15 protein-coding genes, 1 pseudogene and 1 riboswitch are annotated in these 18,308 nt (G+C 66.3%); of the genes and pseudogenes, 6 read left to right on the top strand and 10 right to left on the bottom strand.

The window, feature by feature from the left end; translation table 11 throughout:
• Positions 1-10 precede the first annotated feature (10 nt).
• Entirely contained in the window at positions 11-286 is a 276-nt protein-coding gene (locus EET03_RS02320) for a hypothetical protein (RefSeq protein ID WP_099194309.1), read from the top strand.
• A gap of 55 nt (positions 287-341) precedes the next feature.
• Here the strand turns inward: EET03_RS02320 and EET03_RS02315 are convergent, their stop codons facing one another.
• The 3 genes from EET03_RS02315 to EET03_RS02305 form a co-directional block, all read right to left on the bottom strand.
• Positions 342-4,205 carry a SpoIIE family protein phosphatase gene (locus EET03_RS02315; protein ID WP_075542471.1) on the bottom strand — a complete coding sequence of 1,288 codons (3,864 nt, stop codon included), beginning with the start codon at positions 4,203-4,205 and terminating at the stop codon, positions 342-344.
• Positions 4,202-4,582 carry an STAS domain-containing protein gene (locus EET03_RS02310; protein ID WP_075542472.1) on the bottom strand — a complete coding sequence of 127 codons (381 nt, stop codon included), beginning with the start codon at positions 4,580-4,582 and terminating at the stop codon, positions 4,202-4,204. Before EET03_RS02310 ends, EET03_RS02315 begins: the two co-directional genes overlap by 4 nt.
• Positions 4,583-4,675: 93 nt before the next feature.
• Positions 4,676-5,317 (bottom strand): PAS and ANTAR domain-containing protein, encoded by a 642-nt coding sequence (locus EET03_RS02305; RefSeq protein ID WP_075542502.1) that lies wholly within the window; start codon positions 5,315-5,317, stop codon positions 4,676-4,678.
• 137 nt (positions 5,318-5,454) lie between these two features.
• A riboswitch (TPP riboswitch) is annotated at positions 5,455-5,565 on the top strand.
• Here EET03_RS02305 and thiC point away from each other — a divergent pair.
• The 4 genes from thiC to EET03_RS02285 all read left to right on the top strand — a co-directional run bounded on the left by thiC (position 5,555) and on the right by EET03_RS02285 (position 10,247).
• Positions 5,555-7,189, top strand: a complete 1,635-nt coding sequence (thiC, locus tag EET03_RS02300; RefSeq protein ID WP_075542473.1) for a phosphomethylpyrimidine synthase ThiC — start codon at positions 5,555-5,557, stop codon at positions 7,187-7,189. Its footprint overlaps the riboswitch before it by 11 nt.
• A gap of 83 nt (positions 7,190-7,272) precedes the next feature.
• A complete protein-coding gene (thiD, locus tag EET03_RS02295) occupies positions 7,273-8,115 on the top strand; it encodes a bifunctional hydroxymethylpyrimidine kinase/phosphomethylpyrimidine kinase (RefSeq protein WP_425271493.1) in 843 nt (280 codons plus the stop codon).
• The gene (locus tag EET03_RS02290; protein WP_099193923.1) at positions 8,112-8,732 is read left to right on the top strand and encodes an alpha/beta hydrolase family protein; all 621 of its coding nucleotides are present in this window, start codon (positions 8,112-8,114) and stop codon (positions 8,730-8,732) included. Before thiD ends, EET03_RS02290 begins: the two co-directional genes overlap by 4 nt.
• Positions 8,733-8,876: 144 nt before the next feature.
• A complete protein-coding gene (locus EET03_RS02285) occupies positions 8,877-10,247 on the top strand; it encodes an HNH endonuclease signature motif containing protein (protein WP_075542476.1) in 1,371 nt (456 codons plus the stop codon).
• 54 nt (positions 10,248-10,301) lie between these two features.
• On the opposite strand, the pseudogene EET03_RS02280 reads toward EET03_RS02285, so the two are convergent.
• The 7 genes and pseudogenes from EET03_RS02280 to EET03_RS02250 form a co-directional block, all read right to left on the bottom strand.
• A pseudogene (locus EET03_RS02280) lies at positions 10,302-10,778 on the bottom strand (Rv1419 family lectin).
• A gap of 207 nt (positions 10,779-10,985) precedes the next feature.
• A complete protein-coding gene (locus EET03_RS02275; protein WP_075542503.1) occupies positions 10,986-11,459 on the bottom strand; it encodes an Rv1419 family lectin in 474 nt (157 codons plus the stop codon).
• Positions 11,460-11,723: 264 nt separating this feature from the next.
• Positions 11,724-13,220: a neutral zinc metallopeptidase gene (locus EET03_RS02270; protein WP_075542477.1), complete on the bottom strand. Its 1,497-nt coding sequence runs from the start codon at positions 13,218-13,220 to the stop codon at positions 11,724-11,726.
• A 190-nt stretch (positions 13,221-13,410) separates the two neighbouring features.
• Positions 13,411-14,874 carry a M28 family peptidase gene (locus tag EET03_RS02265; RefSeq protein WP_075542478.1) on the bottom strand — a complete coding sequence of 488 codons (1,464 nt, stop codon included), beginning with the start codon at positions 14,872-14,874 and terminating at the stop codon, positions 13,411-13,413.
• On the bottom strand, positions 14,871-16,373 hold the full coding sequence (locus EET03_RS02260) for a M28 family metallopeptidase (protein WP_075542504.1): 1,503 nt from the start codon (positions 16,371-16,373) through the stop codon (positions 14,871-14,873). Before EET03_RS02260 ends, EET03_RS02265 begins: the two co-directional genes overlap by 4 nt.
• Before the next feature lie 141 nt (positions 16,374-16,514).
• A complete protein-coding gene (locus EET03_RS02255; RefSeq protein WP_075542479.1) occupies positions 16,515-16,940 on the bottom strand; it encodes a DUF2752 domain-containing protein in 426 nt (141 codons plus the stop codon).
• Positions 16,941-16,949: 9 nt separating this feature from the next.
• Positions 16,950-17,279 carry a CD225/dispanin family protein gene (locus EET03_RS02250; protein ID WP_063472060.1) on the bottom strand — a complete coding sequence of 110 codons (330 nt, stop codon included), beginning with the start codon at positions 17,277-17,279 and terminating at the stop codon, positions 16,950-16,952.
• Positions 17,280-17,783: 504 nt separating this feature from the next.
• Here EET03_RS02250 and EET03_RS02245 point away from each other — a divergent pair.
• A complete protein-coding gene (locus tag EET03_RS02245; protein ID WP_075542480.1) occupies positions 17,784-18,305 on the top strand; it encodes a serine/threonine protein kinase in 522 nt (173 codons plus the stop codon).
• The last annotated feature ends 3 nt before the right edge of the window (positions 18,306-18,308 follow it).

Below are 18,308 nucleotides of genomic sequence, written 5' to 3'. Positions count from 1 at the left end.
AAGGCAAATGATGGTAGAAAAGAAGGCTCGTCGCGCAACATCGCAGCGTGAAGCCGTGAAGAAGATCAGAGAGGGCGAGACCTTCGTGGTTAATCTTCCGTTGGTAGGACAACTCGAAGTGCCCCGGCCCGAACAACTGGCCTACTACGGCGGTCTGGCCGCGCTGGCCGCCCTCGAACTCATCGACTGGCCGGTCGCTTTGGTGATCGCGACCGGGCACGTCCTGGCGAGCAACCACCACAACCGGCTCCTGGAAGAGCTCGGCGAGGCGATGGAAGAGGCCTAATCACGGCCTAATCAGGGCCTGGTCAGTTCCCCGTCAGTTTCCGGTCAGGGCCTGGTCAGGTCGCTGCCGCATCGTCGAACTGCAGCGCAACCCGGGTTCCGCCGGCAGTACGGACGGTGTCGACCCGGTCAGCGAGCCCGCTCATCAGGGTGAGCCCGCGTCCGCGCCGCTGGCTGCGCAGGCTGGCCGAGGAGTCACCCGCCCACCGGCCGCAGTCGCTGACGGTGACCACGACCCGGTCCCGCTGCAGGAAAGCCTCGATGGAGACGGTTTTGCGGGCATCGCAGCCGCTGCCGTGTTCGATTGCGTTGGTCACCGCTTCTCCCGTAGCCAGCAGGATCTTGTCGCTACCGGCGGGTGCGATGTCGATGGTGGCCAACCAGTCCCGCAGCCGCTGCCGAGCGCCCGGGATTTCCGCCGGCACCGCGCGCAACACGGTGGCGAAACTGCGCGTCCCGGCATGGCTGGGCCGAAGCGCCAGCACCACCACGTCGTCGCGGTAGCCGTCCGGGGGGCGCATGCGGTGCAGCAACTCGGCGCAGACCGCATCGACGGGCAGCCCGGCGCACGCTGCGGCCGCGGTTTGCAGACGGGCGAATCCCTGGTCGAGCGTCTCCCCGGCCCGCTCGATCAATCCGTCGGTATAGAGCAGGATCAAACTTCCCACGGGCAGGTCGGCGTGTCCGGTGGTCTCGGCGGAGTTTTCTCCGTACGTGGCCACCGGGGGACGCCGGCCCGACTGGAGATAGTCCGGGCGACCGTCCGCGGAGACCAACAGCGGATAGGGATGCCCGGCACACAGATACCGCATGGCTCCGCCCCCGGCGTCGGGTCCGGTGTCCGGTCGGGCGTCGATGACGGCGTAAGCAACGGTGGCGCCGCGGGCGCCGGCGATGGTAGCCGCATATTTGTCCAGCGCAGCCAGCACATCGGACGGCTCGGCCGACGTCAGCGCGGAGGCAGCCACCGCCGCGCGCAGTCGGCTCATCACGATTGCGGCGGGCAGACCATGCCCGACGACGTCACCCACCGAGATGCCGACCGTGCCGTCGCCGTCCAACGGCGTCACCGAATACCAGTCGCCGCCAACCCGCATCGCTTCACCCGCCGGTTGGTACACCGCGGCCACCACCGCGGCCGTCGACCCGCGATGCAGGTCGAGAAGGTGCTCCTGGAACGAGACGGCAATCCGGTGTTCCTGGGCTCTGAGCAGCACCCGGTCCAGTGCGGATTGGGTGATTTCGGCTATCCGGGTGAACATGTCGAGTTCGGCGGCGTAGAACTGGCGCGGCGTGGGCCAGAGCAGGATCAGCACTCCGATGACACGGCCGGTGCGACCGCGCAACGGGTGGGCGACACACGCGCGAACACTGGCCGCGGTGTCCTGCACGGCGTGTTGATAGCGCGGCGGGAGCGCCAGGGTGTCGCTGACGACCATGGGTGCTCCGCGGCGGATGACGTCGGGTCCGACCAGGGGGCTGTGCAGCGAGACAACGTGATAGCGGTCGCGCACTTCGGCGGGAAGACCGCCGGCGTATTCGAAGCGGGCGTACTCGCCGTCGACAACACCGATCCCGACCGCGGCCGCGTCCGAACCGAACCGGGAATCGAGCATCGCGGCCAGTATTCCGGCCACCGAGTCGGTGGCCTGCAGCGCGGCGTCAAGCTCGGCCAGATCCACCGCCAGCCCCTGCCGCCTGCGCTCGCGGTCGACGGCCGCCAACCGCGACCTCACCCGTTCGACGAGTTCCTGAGACCGGAACGGCTTGGGCAGGTAGTCGTCGGCACCGCCGGCGAGGCCTTCACTGACGGCCTCGGCGCCGGCGCGGGCGGACAGCATGATCACCGGTGTGGCCGCCAGGACCGGATCATCGCGAATGGCCGCGACGAATTCGAATCCGTCCAGGGACGGCATCATGACGTCGGTCACGATCACATCGGGGTGCAGCCGGCGAGTCGCGTTCAGCGCCGCCTCGCCGTCGGCGACCAGAACGGTCTCCCAATGCGGCGACAACACTCGGTCCAGATAGGCGCGCATGTCGGCGTTGTCGTCGACGATCAACACCAGCCCGCGCCCGTGGTCACGGCTGACCTCCGGCCGGGGCGCGGACGGACCCACCCACTGGCTGGCCTCCTCCACGTACGGATTGTTCCCGCCCTTCGGTCGGGTGAACGACGGGTCGACCGCTGTGTCACCCACCGACGACGGAAGCCGAATGGTCACGGTGGTACCTCGGCCCGGTTCACTGTCGATCTGCACCGTGCCACGCTGCAGCTCGACCAGGCCGCGCACCAGGGACAGCCCGATGCCGGTGCCTTCAGCGCTGCGCCCGCTGACGCTTTCGGCCCGGTAGAAACGCTCGAACAGGCGGCCCAGGTCGGGTTCGGCAATCCCAACCCCGGTGTCCCGCACGGCAATGCGGCAGTGCGCGCCGTCGCTGCGCACCTCGACGGTGATCGATCCGGTCAGCGTGTATTTGACCGCGTTGGACAGCAGGTTCAACACGATCGTCTCCCACATGTCCGGATCGACATCGGCCAACACCGGACGACAGTCCAGCACCAGATCCAGACCCGCGCGCGCGCAGAGCTCGCTGAACGAGGAAGCGATATCCAAGGTCAAGGCGCCGACGTCGGTGCATGCCAGCTTCGCGTTGGCGCGGCCGGCTTCGATGCGGGAGAAGTCCAGCAGCGAGTCCACCATCCGCAGCAGACGCCGCGCATTACGTCGTGCGGCGCCCAGCCGTTCGGCCAGGACGGTGTCCGGCCCCGCGTCCGACAGCGCGTCGTCGAGCGGCCCGAGCAGCAGCGTCAGCGGCGTACGGAACTCATGGCTGACGTTGGTCAGCAAGGCCGTCTTCGCCCTATCCAGTTCGGCCAGCGCATCGGCTCGCCGCCGCTGCTGCTCGTAGCCGTATGCCGCCGCGAACGCCGCCGATAGCTGGTCGGCCAGCAATTGGCAAAAGCCGCGGTATTGCCGATCGAGAGGCCGGAGCGGATTTATCCCTATCACGAGGGCGCCGACGACCGCGCCGTCGCGCAGCGGCAGCACCAAGGCCTGCTGCGGACAATCGCCACCGAAAACGGCTGCGATATCGGGCATTACGGCTGCCAAGTCATCGATCTGATGGGCCCGTGCTCCCGCCCTCTCATCCCAGGTCGGCAGCTCCGACAGCGTCGCGGGCAGCAAACTCGACATCGACGGCGTCGCCCCGCGCAACACCAGGTCGTGCGACCTCGCGCCGTCGTCGGTTTGGTCGACGTAGACCGCGACGAATGGCAGGTCCGCGGCCTGTGTCCCAGTCACTGCGATGACCGCGTTCACAGCGTCATCGAGGCTATGGGCTTCCATGACGGCGGACGCCACGGAATTGAGCACGTGGAGGCGACGCTCGCTCAACACCCGCTCGGTGGTTTCGGTGACCGCGCAGAAGACCCCATCGACATTCCCGCCGTTAGCGATCAGCGGGCTGTAGCTGAAGGTGAAGTACCGTTCCTGCGGACGCCCGCCGGTCACCAGCGGCACCAACAAGTCGTCGGACCATATCGCAGCGCCGGTGTCGGTGACGCTGTTGAGCATGGGACCAACCGATTCCCACGCGTCCCACCACACATCGCGACCTGCCCCACCTAGTGCCGCCGGATGCTTGTCGGCCAATATCGGAATAAAGGCGTCGTTGTACACCTGGAAAAGTTCGTGCGCGCCCAAGAACATCGCCATCGGAAAACGCGAGGTCAGCGTCACCGCTAAGGCCGCTACTATCTCGGGCGCCCAACCCTGCGGCTGGCCGAGCGGATGAGCTGCCCAGTCGAATTCAGCGAAACGGCGGCCCATCTCACCGCCCAACGGAACCGCGGCCGCCAAGTCATCGGGTAGCTGTCGCCTACCGGATGTGCTGGGCGGGGTCGGCTCGCTCATCGTGCCTGTTCAGGATCCTTGGGTGGGCACGCCTGCAGGGCTTGCGAAACGGTGGGGTAGATCTCGAGAATGCGGTCCAGCTCGGTCACCTTGATCGGCTGGGTGACCTGACCGTGGTCGGCGACCAGCCGGACCGACGTCCCGGCGGCGATGCCCTGCTCGTGGCAATCCAGGACCGCGTTCAATCCCGCGCTTCCGAAAAAGGTCACCGGCTGCAAATCGATGACGACCAGGCGGGCGGGGTGGGTGGCGGCCAGCTGCAACGCCGCGTTCAGGTGGGCGGTGAGCTCGTCCACGGTGGTCGAGTCGATATCGCCCTCGGCACGCACCACAACGGCGTCCCGGCAAACCTCATGTCCGACCGCCAGCAGGTCCATGGCCTTCACTCCGCCCGCGAATATGTCGAATTCCGGTAGCTAACTGGGGCGGGGCGCCCGACCCACGCCTGCGCCGTCCTAGATTGCTACAGCCTAACCCGCTTCGGCCGGGATACGTTCATGCACCGTTAGCAACAGGTGGTCGAATTGGCTTTGGACCGCCGCCGACGAGGACGGCAAGGTGGCGACCTCGGCGACCAACTGCTTTGCCAGCGCCCGCACCTTGGTATTGGTCTCCTGCGACCGCCACTGCAGGACACGGAAGGCCTGCTCGGGGCTGACCCGGTACACGGCCATCAGCACACCCTTGGCCTGCTCGATCGCCGCGCGGTTCTCGAACAGGTCGGGCAGGGCCTCGTCGAGCACTTCCTGCCGGGCTTCGTCGAAGGTGTCGGTGAGGTCGATGTAATAGCCGGCGGTGCCCAATACCGCACCCGAATCGTCGAGCATGCGATCGGCCACGACGATCGCGTCGTGCACCTTGCCCCCGGTGTCGATGAATCGATGACGGCTCGAAAACGAGCCACCCGAGCGCAACGCGTAGTCGAGCAAGTCCTGGACATGGGCGCGGTCGTCGGGATGTTTGTGCGACAACAGCAGCTTCGTCGTCGGCACAACCGATCCGGGTTCGTAGCCATGCATTCGTGCTACTTCGTCGGACCACTCCCAACGTTGACCGACGAACCAGAAACGAAAACCGCCGACATTCAAGTACTTACTGAGCCCGGCGGGCATTTCGCCGCCGGTCGGATGGTCACGGCAGTCGGGCAGGTGCACGTCTGAAATCATCCCACTTGGCGAGCCGACCGGCCAGCATGCTCCAGACGCCCCTGCACAGCGGTGCCGCGCTGCGCTAGCGTTGGGTACATCCACCTAATCCACACGGGAGCGCACACCCAGTGCGCTGAGAGGACGGCTCGGGGCCGTCGACCGTACGAACCTGACCGGGTAATGCCGGCGTAGGGAGATGAAATGACCGTGACCACCGAACCGTCGGCACCTTCCGTGACCACCGGACCCATCGCGGGCAGCAGCAAGGCTTATCGCGCGCTGGACGGGGTACCCGGCGCGCGCGTGCCGTTTCGGCGGGTGCGCCTTTCCACCGGGGATCACTTCGACCTCTACGACACCTCCGGCCCCTACACCGATCCCGATGCGGTCATCGACCTGACCGCCGGCCTGGCGGCGCGGCCCGGGGTGGTCCGCGACCGCGGCACCCAGCTGCAGCGCGCCCGGGCCGGCGAGATCACCGCCGAGATGGCGTTCATCGCCGCCCGCGAAGACCTGCCGGCCGAGCTGGTCCGCGACGAGGTCGCCCGCGGCCGGGCGGTGATCCCGGCCAACCACAACCATCCCGAGAGCGAGCCGATGATCATCGGCAAGGCGTTCGCGGTCAAGGTCAACGCGAACATCGGCAATTCGGCGGTGACGTCCTCGATCGCCGAGGAGGTCGACAAGATGGTGTGGGCCACCCGGTGGGGCGCCGACACCATCATGGACCTGTCCACCGGTAAGAACATCCACGAAACCCGCGAGTGGATCCTGCGCAATTCGCCGGTGCCGGTCGGCACGGTGCCGATCTACCAGGCGCTGGAGAAGGTCAAGGGCGACCCGACCGAGCTGACGTGGGAGATCTACCGCGACACCGTGATCGAGCAGTGCGAGCAGGGCGTCGACTACATGACTGTGCACGCCGGGGTGCTGCTGCGGTATGTGCCGCTTACCGCCAAACGCGTCACCGGGATCGTGTCCCGCGGCGGATCGATCATGGCCGCCTGGTGCCTGGCCCATCACCGAGAGTCGTTCCTGTACACGCAGTTCGACGAACTTTGCGACATATTCGCGCGCTACGACGTCACGTTCTCGCTGGGCGACGGGTTGCGGCCGGGTTCGATCGCCGACGCCAACGACGCCGCGCAGTTTGCCGAGCTGCGTACCCTGGGCGAGCTGACCAAGATCGCGAAAGCCCATGGCGCACAGGTGATGATCGAAGGGCCGGGTCACATACCCATGCACAAGATCGTCGAGAACGTGCGCCTGGAAGAGGAACTGTGCGAGGAGGCCCCGTTTTACACGCTGGGTCCCCTGGCCACCGACATCGCGCCGGCCTACGACCACATCACCTCGGCCATCGGCGCGGCCATCATCGCCCAGGCCGGCACGGCGATGCTGTGCTATGTCACGCCGAAGGAACACCTCGGGTTGCCCGACCGCAAGGACGTCAAGGACGGGGTGATCGCCTACAAGATCGCTGCGCACGCAGCGGATTTGGCCAAGGGGCATCCGCGTGCGCAGGAAAGAGATGACGCGCTGTCCACTGCTCGATTTGAATTCCGGTGGAATGACCAGTTCGCCTTGTCGCTGGATCCCGACACCGCACGGGAATTCCACGACGAGACGCTGCCCGCCGAACCGGCCAAGACCGCACACTTCTGCTCGATGTGCGGGCCGAAGTTCTGCTCGATGCGCATCACCCAGGATGTCCGCGACTACGCGGCCGCGCATGGTCTCGACAGCGAGGAAGCCATCGAGGCGGCCATGCAGGAGAAGTCGCTGGAGTTCGCCGAGCACGGCAACCGGGTGTATGTGCCGATCACGCAGCGGTGATCGCAAGCGCGGCGCAGCCGGCCGCTGGAGGTACCCCCGCGGAGCCGGCGGACGGGTCATCGCCATCCGGCACAGTGAATTACCTGCCTCCCGTGCTGCCTGTGCCGCCGCCGGGTACGACGCCGTTGCGGGTGCTGACGGTCGCCGGCTCGGACTCGGGTGGCGGTGCCGGCATCCAGGCCGATATGCGCACCATGGCGCTGCTGGGGGTGCATGCCTGCGTCGCCGTCACCGCCGTTACCGTGCAGAACACGTTGGGAGTCAAAAGCTTTCACGAGGTGCCCGACGATGTCGTGGCAGGTCAGATCGAGGCCGTGGTTACCGATATCGGCATCCAGGCCGCCAAGACCGGGATGCTGGCGTCGTCGCGCATCATCGCCGCGGTGGCCGCCACCTGGCGCCGCCTGGAATTGAGGGTTCCGCTGGTCGTCGACCCGGTCTGCGCATCCATGCACGGAGACCCGCTGTTGGCCGCTTCGGACCTGGATTCGCTTCGCGCTGAGGTGTTTCCGTTGGCGACGCTGGTGACACCGAATCTGGACGAGGTGCGCCTGCTGGTGGACATCGAGGTCGTCGACCCGGGTTCGCAGCGCGCAGCGTGCAAGGCCCTGCGTGCGCTGGGCCCCCGGTGGGTTTTGGTGAAGGGCGGTCACCTGCGATCGTCGGACCACAGCTGTGATCTGCTCTATGGTGGCCCCTCCGCAGAGGCCGATTTCTACGAGTTCGACGCGCCGCGGCTGCCCACCGGCAACGACCACGGCGGCGGCGACACCCTGGCCGCCGCGGTCGCTTGTGCGCTGGCGCACGGGTTCACCGTGCCCGACGCGGTGGCCTTCGGGAAACGATGGGTCACCGAATGTCTGCGCGCCGCTTACCCGTTGGGGGCCGGCCATGGCCCGGTCTCCGCGTTGTTTCGGCTGTCATGAACCTCGACCGGATTGCGGGCATCGCACACCAGCCCGACGGCCGCGCGCACGGCGTCGTGGTACTGACTCACGGTGCTGGCGGCGACCGGGATTCCCCACTGCTGCAACGTGTTTGCGACGAATGGGCCCGGCATGGCTGGCTGGCGGTCCGGTATAACCTGCCCTACCGTCGTCGTCGCCCGAAAGGCCCACCGTCCGGCTCGGGCGACGCCGACCGCGCGGGCATCGTCGACGCGATCGAGGTGTGCCGCGGGCTGGCCGGCGGCTCGCTGATCGCGGGCGGGCATTCCTACGGAGGTCGGCAAACCTCCATGGTGGTCGCCGCCGGTGCGGCGGAAGTTGACGCGCTGACGCTGTTCTCCTATCCGGTGCATCCGCCCGGTAAGCCGGAGCGCGCCCGCACCGAGCACCTGCCGAGCATCACGGTGCCGACGGTGTTCACCCACGGCACGTCCGATCCGTTCGGCACCATCGCGGAGTTGCGCGATGCCGTAGCGCTGATCGCCGCACCGACCGAAATCGTCGAGATCACCGGCGCGCGACACGATTTAGCCTCGAAGGCCCTCGACGTCGCAGCGTTGGCGGTCGATGCGGCGCTACGCCTGTTGGCTGGCTGACCGGGTCACCTCTTAGGGCCCTGCCACCGCGGCACGTCCGCGAGCCGGTCTCGATCCTCGCCATCGAGGATCACTCAGATCACTGAATTCACTTGAGCAACAACGGCGTCGGGTCTTGTCGGTGGCCCGCAGTATCATTCGAACATGTTTTCGAGTAGCCGGGACGGGGTCGGCGCCGCGTTCGACGAGCTTGACGCGGCGTTGAACCGGGTGCTGGAGCTCTCGGCCGAGGTGCTGACCGTCCCGGAATGCCTGGCGCTGCTGGAACGCTGCGAAGTGGTGCGGCGCCGGTTGCCCGCCGCCGAGCATCCGCTGATCAACACCCTGGCCGAGCAGGCCGACACCAGCGAGCTGGGCGGCAAGCTGGCCTTCGCGCTGGCCCCGCGGCTGCGCATCACCCGCAGCGAAGCCTCGCGGCGCATCGGTGAGGCCGCCGATCTGGGGCCGCGGCGCGCGCTCACCGGCCAGCCGCTGCCGCCGCTGTTGACTGCCACCGCCGCCGCCCAACGCGCCGGGCAGATCAGCAGCGCCCATGTCCGGGTGATCCGCACCTTCTACCACCAGCTACCCAACTGTGTCGGCCCGGCCATGCGTGACAAGGCCGAAGCCGACCTGGCCGCCCTGGCCGGCAAGCATCGCCCCGACCAGCTGGACAAGCTGGCCGCCAAGATGGCCGACTGCCTCAACCCCGACGGCAACTTCACCGACACCGATCGCGCGCGCCGCCGCGGCATCATCATCGGCACCCAAGGCCCCGACGGCATGTCGGCGATCAGCGGATACCTGACCCCCGAGGCCCGCGCCACCTGGGATGCGCTGCTGGCCAAACTGGCCGCTCCGGGCATGTGCAACCCCGACGACCCCCACCCATGCGTCAGCGGCACCCCCACCCAAACCGCGATCGAGTCCGACACCCGCAGCACCGGCCAACGAACCCACGACGCGATCAGCACCGCGCTGCGAGCCATGCTGTGCTCGACCGATCTGGGTCAACACAACGGGCTGCCCGCCACCATCATCGTGTCCACCACGCTGGCCGAGCTGGAATCTGGCTGCGGCAACGCCCTGACCGGCGGCGGCACCCTGCTGCCCATGTCCGACGTGATCCGGCTGGCCTCCCACGCCCATCATTACCTGCGGATCTTCACCAAAGGACGCGAGCTGGGCCTGTATCACAGCAAACGCATCGCCACACCGGGGCAACGAATTGTCTTGTACGCCAAGGACCGAGGCTGTTCATTTCCCAACTGCGACGTGCCGGGCTATCTCACCGAAGTACACCACGTCACCGACTTCGCGCAATGCCAACAAACCAACATCGACGACCTGGCATTAGGCTGCGGACCCCACCACAAACTCGTCACCTCCGGCGGCTGGACCACCCGCAAGAACACCCACGGTGACACCGAATGGATCCCACCGGCCCACCTGGACTACGGCCAACCCAGAACCAACACCTACTTCCACCCCGAAAAGCTGCTACACGACGCCAACAAAGACGACGATGACCCGTGATCACCGGCGCGGGCCGAGCTTGTTGCAGCGCGCCGGGTCCCCTTGCAGGCCCGGTCAGGCAACGTTGTCCCACTGCTGCTCGGGTGCATCGGCGTTGCACCAGCGGGTGGATACAAACGTCCCAGGATTCGGGCCGCCGAGAACGGCGAGGCAGCCACGAAAGTCACTGGTGACCAGGCCGTTGGACTGGGTAGCCGAATGCTGGGCGATCGAATTCAAACAGGGGTCGAGGTGCACGAACAAAAAGTCCCCCTGCTGGATCAGGCATTGCCCGGGAAAGGCCACGCTCTCGAGCTCCCGGGAATCAGTGAGATCCCAGCGCTGATTGTTCGACCCGCCGCAGGGGTTGATCACCACCGCGGTCACCACCCCCGCCACTCGGGGCGTCCAGACAAACATCGCCCGACCGGCTTTTCAACTGAATCGGGCCGTCGGCGTGCGCCACACCGGCGTTGAGCACCACGAGACCCCAGTCGCGCCGGCTATGCCAAGGGCGTGGCGCACACTGCCCGTCAGCCGCGGTCCGCGCATTTCACTATGACCGATCATTTGGATCACCTCACCCGCGGCACCGCCGCGTTCCCACGAAACCGCTTCCGCCACAGCCGGTTTGCCGCGGATGACCAGGTCCTTACCTTCGGCTGCGCCGAACCGGTCTGAATCTGGCGCCCGTCGCGGCATCCGAAGTCACGAGGGTGTTGGGCTTGCTTCGCCGCGCCGGATCCCCGGCAAGCCCGGTCATGGAACGCTATCCCACTGTTGCTCGGGTGCACCGGCGTTGCACCATCGGGTGGATACCCACGTCCCCGGGTCTGGGCCGCCGAGAACCGCGAGGCAGCCTCCAAGGTCATTCGTCACCTGGCCGTTGGGCTGGATGGTCCAATGCTGGCTGATCCAGTTGGTACAGGGATTGAGTTTCGCCCACCAACCCTCCCCCGGTTGGATCAGGCACTCCCCGGGGAAGGCCACGCTTTCGATCTCCTGGCCATTGAGATTCCAGCGCTGGAAGTCTGTCCCGTTGCAGGGGTTGATCACCACCGGGCTGACCCAACTGCCACTCGGGGCGTCCAGACAGACATCGCCTAGTCGGCTTTTCAACTCGACCGGGCCGTCGGCATCTGCCACACCGGCGTTGAGCACCGCGAGACCCAAGACTGCGCCGACTACGGCAAGGGCCCGGCGCCCACTGCAAATCAACCGCGATCCACGCATCTCAGCTCCACCATCGTCTTGAACCACCTCACCCACCGGGCGGGGCAGCTCGCACCGAAACCACATCCGCCACAGCCGGTTTGCCGCGGATAACAAGATCCTCACCTTAGCCTGCGCCAAGCCGCTCTGCATCTGGTGCCGCGTTCCTCGAGTTCCCCGCCGGCGCCCCCACCTCAACCGGTTGTCGACGCGGCCGAAGATCACCGCCCAATCCTGTTCGGGGCAACGGGATTCGGGCCGAATGCGCGAATACGGCCGCCTGCGCTACAGCGCGTAGCGCGAATAGCAGGCCTCCATATCGCCACCCACTCCGGCACGGAATGCCGCGATCCGGGTGAACCCGGCCGGCACGCTGATCCCGTCGGCGTCGCTGGCCACCATGTGGTTGGTCAGCAGTCCGGAAACGGCTTCGTCGAGATCACCGGCGGTCAGAATGAGTTGCTGACCGGACGGCAGGTCGATCGGCTCGGCCATCTTGCGGTGCGCAACGCCGGTCAGGCAGGCCGTCCGCAGGGCGGTCCACGGACTCTGCATCGCCAGCCCGCGTTCATGCTGCGCCGCCAGCGCGTATCTCGACATCACGATCGACAATGCGGTGTCATCGCCTTGCGGCAACGCCTGTTCGTCGGTGCCGGCGACCTTTCCCATGGTCGCCAGCGCCGGCAGATCGACGACGATCGTGTTGCTGGCCGGACAGTACGACGCCGGCGGACTGGGCTTGGCATCTCGGCAGCCGGCCGCCTGGTAGGACAGCGTGGGCGGATTCTTGGGTGAAAAGATCTTGCCCATCAGCTCCATCAGCGTCTTCAGCGTGTCTTCGTTGATCGCGACCTCGCCGGTCTCCGGGTTCCCGCTGCTGTCGACCCGCAGGCCTTTCGGCAGGTCACCGCGGCGGCGCTCGATCTCGGACTTGTTGATCGCCGCACAAGCCTCGGTCCCACTGAGGAAGCCCATCTGGAAGGCGCTGACCCGGTCCAGGGCGGACCCGTGTTCGTCGTCGTTTTCCGCATCCGCGTCCATTACCGGGTCGCGGGTGGTGATGATCCCGGCGAGCACGTGGTCGAGCCCGTCCGCGGTGCTCAACGTGAAGCGTGGCGACTTACCCGCGGCCACCCAGTACAAATAGACGCCGGCGAAGCAATCCGCTTGTTGCTCACGGACAATGGTGGCGTCGTTGCGGGTCACCAACTTCGCCATCACCTGAAGGGCGTGCCCGAACTCGTGTGCTAACACGCCGGTGACGGATATCTCGCCGAAATACTTCTCGGCGACCGGCATAAATACTCCTCGGTCCCAGGCGATCATGTTGCAGCGCGAGGTGAAGAACGCGTTGACCAGCTGGTAGGTCTCGTTGTGGCAGACCATCGGGCTGCTGGGGTCATTGGAGTCGTAAGACACCAGTTTGTCGACGGGTTTGAACGTGCCCTTGAGGGCTTCGCTGTAGACCGCTTTCCAGTAATCCTGGATATCGTTGACCGACAGCAACGACAACTTGTCGATCGGTCCGTTGTTGGTGTTGATCACCGTGCCGGTCGCAGCAGGCCCGTCGGGACGGGGGCCGCTGGGACCGTTGGTCGCGGGCAGACCTCCGACCCGGAACGGATCGTTGAGGATCGACAGCCCACGTCCCTCCACCATGGTGGTACAACCAGCCACCACCAGCATGACACCCAGGCCGGCTGCCGCGGTGCGTAGCGATGCGGTCAGCCCGCGTGTGCATCGCCGCCGCAACTGACGTCTTGCCCGACCGCAGTTATCCATGTAATCGACCCCGATCCCGACCGGCCTGCACCCAAGGGTCCCAGTTTAGATCGGTTGGTTGGAAGTCAGTGTGCAAACCAAGCAGCGACGCCGCAAAAAGTCCGGGTGCCGCATTCGGCCCGAGCAGGCCGGTGCCACAACGGTTTCTATACTTGCCGGACCTGCCGGAGTCCGGCCGGCGCGGCGGCCGCTACGACACCGGCGCGCGGTGGCGCTTGTCGTGTGGGGTGACGCCGTTGACGCCCGCGATGGACTGCGCATAGCTGCCCACCGCGAACGCCACTCCCGAGCCCATCACGGCCAATGCTTCCCTGTTGACGTTGTCGGCGGTGTCCCTTGCGCTCAGGTAGTTGGGATCGAATGCGACGCCTGCCTGACCGCCCCAAAGGCGTGCCTGCACGGTGGTTTTCGTCTGGGAGGCGCCGGTGGTCAGACCGCCGATGGGCACCCCGGCGACCAGGAAAGGATGATAGTCGGCACTGGCGGTCAGCGGCATGTCAGCGGGCCGCTTACCCGCCAGGTTCACATAGCCGGCAAGGGTGCGTTCGATGCCGGCCGAACCTTCGGGCACATCGGCTGACGCCACACCGGGACCCGGTGGGCCGGATTGGTCGCCGTCGTCGGTGAAGAAGCCCGCGTTGGGCGAGCCCAGCATGTCGAAATTCAGGTACATCGCGATGTTGTTGAGCTGTTCGCCGTTCAGACCGAAGACGTAGTCCATCGCGCCGGTGATCCCGGCGCCCCAGAAGGCGAACCGCACCGCATTGTTGGCCGGCGGCAGCGGCCCCAACTGCAGCGCCGTTTCCAGCACCGCGGCCACCCCGGACCCGCCGTCGTTGATGCCCGGGCCCCCGGCTGGGCTGTCGAGATGTGCGCCGAGCATGATCACCTCATTCGGCGTCCCGGTTTTGGTCTGCGCCAGCACATTCCGCGATGTGACCTTGACGTACTCGGTGTCCAGCACCAGCCGCACCGGGGCGGTTGCGCGTCCCAGGGCAGCGGCGACGTTGGCGTCGACCACCGCGACGGGCACGGTGAGCTGGTTGTAGTAGCCGGGGCTGAAGAGGGTCGGCGGGCTTCCCTGTCTCGTGGGCTCACTCACCACGATCAGCCCGATAGCACCTTTGGCGAGCGCGCTGTTCTGCTTGTCGACGACCGAACAGCGCGTATCGTCCACCACGGCGATCGCGCTCTTCGGCAGCACGGACGGGTAGTCGCCGACGGCGCAGCCGGCCGGTTGGGTGGGCCGTACCGGCTGGCCGGTCAGGCCACCGGGTGGCGTCCGAACCAGCAGCGAGGCCTGGTCGACGGGATAACTGCGGCCGGCGACGGTCAGCGCCGGTTTACCCTGCGACGCGGTGTACACCCGCTCGAACTGTGGGGTCGACACCTCAAAACCCTTGGTGCGCAGCGCATTCGCCACATAGTCGACGCTGGCGTCGTAGCCACGGGTACCCGTCGCCCGGTTGCCGTTGTTGGCGTTGGCGATGGCCTGCAGCGCACGCAGGTGGGTGAACATCCCGTCGGCGGTGACCTTGCCGGCCAACGTGCGACCCAGGTCGGGCGCCGCGGCCGGCGGCGCCGGCTTGGGCGCCGAGCATGCGGCCAGCAGACAAGCCGCCAGCAGCAGCGTCGCTATCAGGCCCCGCATCATGGCTTGACGAGCACGTGACGGGTGCGATCCTCTATCGGGGGAACACCGTTACGGCCGGTCAGGTCCTGCGCGTACAGGCCCACCGCGTAGGCGACACCGGCGCCCTGGATGCCCAGCGCCGTGCGGTCGATGTGCTCTAAGGTGTCACCCTTTTGGTGATAGTTGGGATCGAAAGGCTCGTTTGCGGTGCCGCCCCACAGCTTTGCCTGCTCGTCGGTCTTCTTGACCTCCGCGCCGGCGAAGAGCCCTCCGGACGGGATCCCCGCCAAGGTGAATCCGTCATAGTCGGAACGACCGTCGAACGCCGTGTCCTGCGCGGTCTTGCCGGCCAACTTCAAATACGCGACCAGCAGCCGCTCGATTCCGGCCGAGCCTTCCGGCACTACCGGCTGGCCACGGCTGTCCAGTGGCAGCGACTGGTCTCCGTCATAGGTGAAGTAGCCCGGATTGGGGGAGGCCAGCATGTCGAAGTTCAGATAGAGCGCTATGTTCTTCAGCGCGTCGGGATTGAGCGACTCGACATAGTTGCGGGAACCGATCAGCCCCAGCTCCTCGGCACCCCAGAATCCGAACCGCACCGCGTTGTGCACCTGCGGCGAGTTGCCCAGTTGCACTGCGGTTTCCAGGACTGCGGCCACTCCGGAGCCGTTGTCGTTGATACCGGGACCCTCGGCCACGCTGTCCAAATGGGCGCCTGCCATCACCACATCGGTGGTGGACCCGGTTTTGGTCTGCGCGATGACGTTGCGCGCCTTGAAACTCTGGGTGCTCGCGGCGAGCTTGACGGTTGTCGGCCCGGACTTCCCGCGCAGCTGCATGCCCACCGACTTGGTGACACCGACGACCGGGATCTTGACGTCGGTGTTGACCCCCAGGGTGCCGCCCATCGACTGCTCGTCGACGTTGTCGACGATGATCAGCGCCGCGACGCCCTGCTGGGCGGCGACGTCTTCTTTCTGGGCGAACTCGCAGCTGCCACGGTCCACCAGCGCCACGGCACCCTTTGCGGGCAGTTTGTCGTAGTCGGCGGCGGTGCAGCCCGGGCTGTCGTCGGTAGGAACCGACAGCAACGGTCCGCTCACCCCGTCCGGAGCGGTGCCGAGACTGTATTCCAGCGCATGTGCCTCCACGGTCAGGCCACCGACGGTCACCGACCCCTTCTCGGCGTGGAACACGCGGGCCGAAAACTCGGGTGTCTGCACGTCAAAACCGCTGTTGCGCAAGGTGTTGACGACGTAGTCGACGCTGGCCTCGTAGCCCGGGGTGCCTACCGCCCGGGTGCCGTCGTTGGCGTTGGCGATGTCCTGCAGTTTGGCAAGATGCGCCATCATCGCTTCGGTATGCACCCGGTTGTGCAACGCGTCGGCGAACTGGGCCGCGGCGGGATTGCCGGTAAAGGTCTGGGGACAGCCCGACGAATGAACACAACCGACCACCAGCAGGGCAATGACCACCACCACCGCCACGGACATTGCCGGGGTCCTTGATTTGTTCGCCATCGCGCCCAGATTAGACCGCGGTCCAGCCATGGCGCCGCTTGACACCCATCCGGCGGGCGATTCGATCCGGACTTAGGGACTGCACGTGAACGCAGACAGACCCAGACAGACCCAGGCGAACCCAGACAGACCCAGACGCACTCAGACGAACAAAGCGTTGAACGGCGCCACCGGGATGTTGCGCACCACGAACCAGGCCAGCACCAGCGACAACGTCACCAGGGCCGCCCAGCGACTGCGCTGCCAGCCGCGTATTCGCCGGCCTGCCAGGCGACCATAAGTCCACGCCAGGTACGCCCACACCAAGAGCACCACCGCCGCCAGGCCGAGAGCGTTGAATCTGGCGGCGGCCAACAGATTGCCGTGCAGCAGGCTGTACAGCATTCGCAGGCTGCCACAGCCCGGGCAATCGATTCCCAGCAATGCCTTGGTGGGGCATACCGGCAGCGGACCGTTCGGCGTTGTCGGGTCACCCACCCAGGTAACGGCGCACACCGACATGGTGGCCGCGGCCACCAGCAGTGGCGCACCCAACCGCAACGGCACCGACCCTTGGTGGGTCACCATGTACTCGCCTTAGAACATTCCCACGAGCATGGCCGCGTTCGACGTCCCGGCGTTCAGCGCGCCGACCGCCATCAAGATGCCGTAGATGACGATCACGATTACGCCGGCGATGGCCGACCACATGACGAACTTCTTGGCGCTGTCGGCGGCCGCCTGGGCCTCTGCATAGCGCCCCTGTGCCCACAGCCCACTGACCTGGGTGGACTTGACGATCGCAACGATCCCAAGCGGAAGACAGCAGAACAATGTCACCAGAATGGACCACACCAAGTAGTTGTCAGGTTGTTGCCCGGCAGGCGGCTGCTGCGGCGGGTAACCAGGCGGTGGTGGTTGTGTCATGAAATCTCCAGATCAAGAGAAGTTAGCTGGCCTAAAGCGGTGCCTACCATACCCGAGAGCCGTGCTAACGGCACCACCTAATCGGAAAAATCCGCGCGGCGGCGGGCAGCCGCTGAACCACTTCGGTGCCGCAATGCGGCGCCCTTGTGCGGATCGGCTCGACCCGGATTACCCCCGGGGGCAATCGTTTACCGCTGCCACCAGGGTCAGGCGGAGCCAGAACCCGCAGTATACCTCGGGCGAAAGATATTGTCCGACTGATGATTTCACCAATCATCGGCAGCAGCGCCCAGCCGTGCTGTCAGCTTGATCAATGCCCGCCGCGCACCGAAATTAATGTCACGACAGACAATTTCCCACAGAATATGTGTAGGGCGCAGACATAGCCCTATAACGGCCCTCCCATACCGATGGGCAAAGCCCTGTTTTCCGACCAGCGACACCAATACACTCACCGATGTCAACGCAGCCGCATCGTCGGTCCGATACACCAAGGAGTCAAGGATGTCTCACTTCAACACCGCGCTGCGGGCCGCGACGGCTGCAGCACTCATGGGTAGCCTCGCCTGCCTGGGTACTGCCACCGCGAATGCGGACCCCACCGGCGCTGCGTCCGACGTCAACACGCTCGCCGGTTCGGTGTCGAAGGGTTACGGCCTCAACAACTGCACGGCCCAGACGATTACCAGTGGCGAACTCGCCGCGCTTTCCTGCGGGCAAAACCCCGACGCCGCGGGACCCGCCCTGGCCAAGTACATCCTCTTCGCTACCCCCGACGAAATGAACGGATCATTCAAGGCCAGCATCAAGGACGAAACGCTCACCGCGTGCGGGGACAGCGGCCAGTCGCCGACCACCTGGCGCCAGGGCAGCGCGGGCGCCACGGCCGGACAGGTGGCCTGCGGCACCTACCAGGGTGCCGCCGAGATCATCTGGACCACCGACGCCAAGAACGTGCTCAGCTACATCCGTGCCGGCAACTCGGATGTCCCCGCACTTTACCAGTGGTGGCGGACCAACGGCTGACGC

The sequence above is a fragment of the Mycobacterium innocens genome (assembly GCF_900566055.1).
Taxonomy (GTDB): domain Bacteria; phylum Actinomycetota; class Actinomycetes; order Mycobacteriales; family Mycobacteriaceae; genus Mycobacterium; species Mycobacterium innocens.
This window is presented reverse-complemented; position numbering and strand designations above follow the sequence as displayed.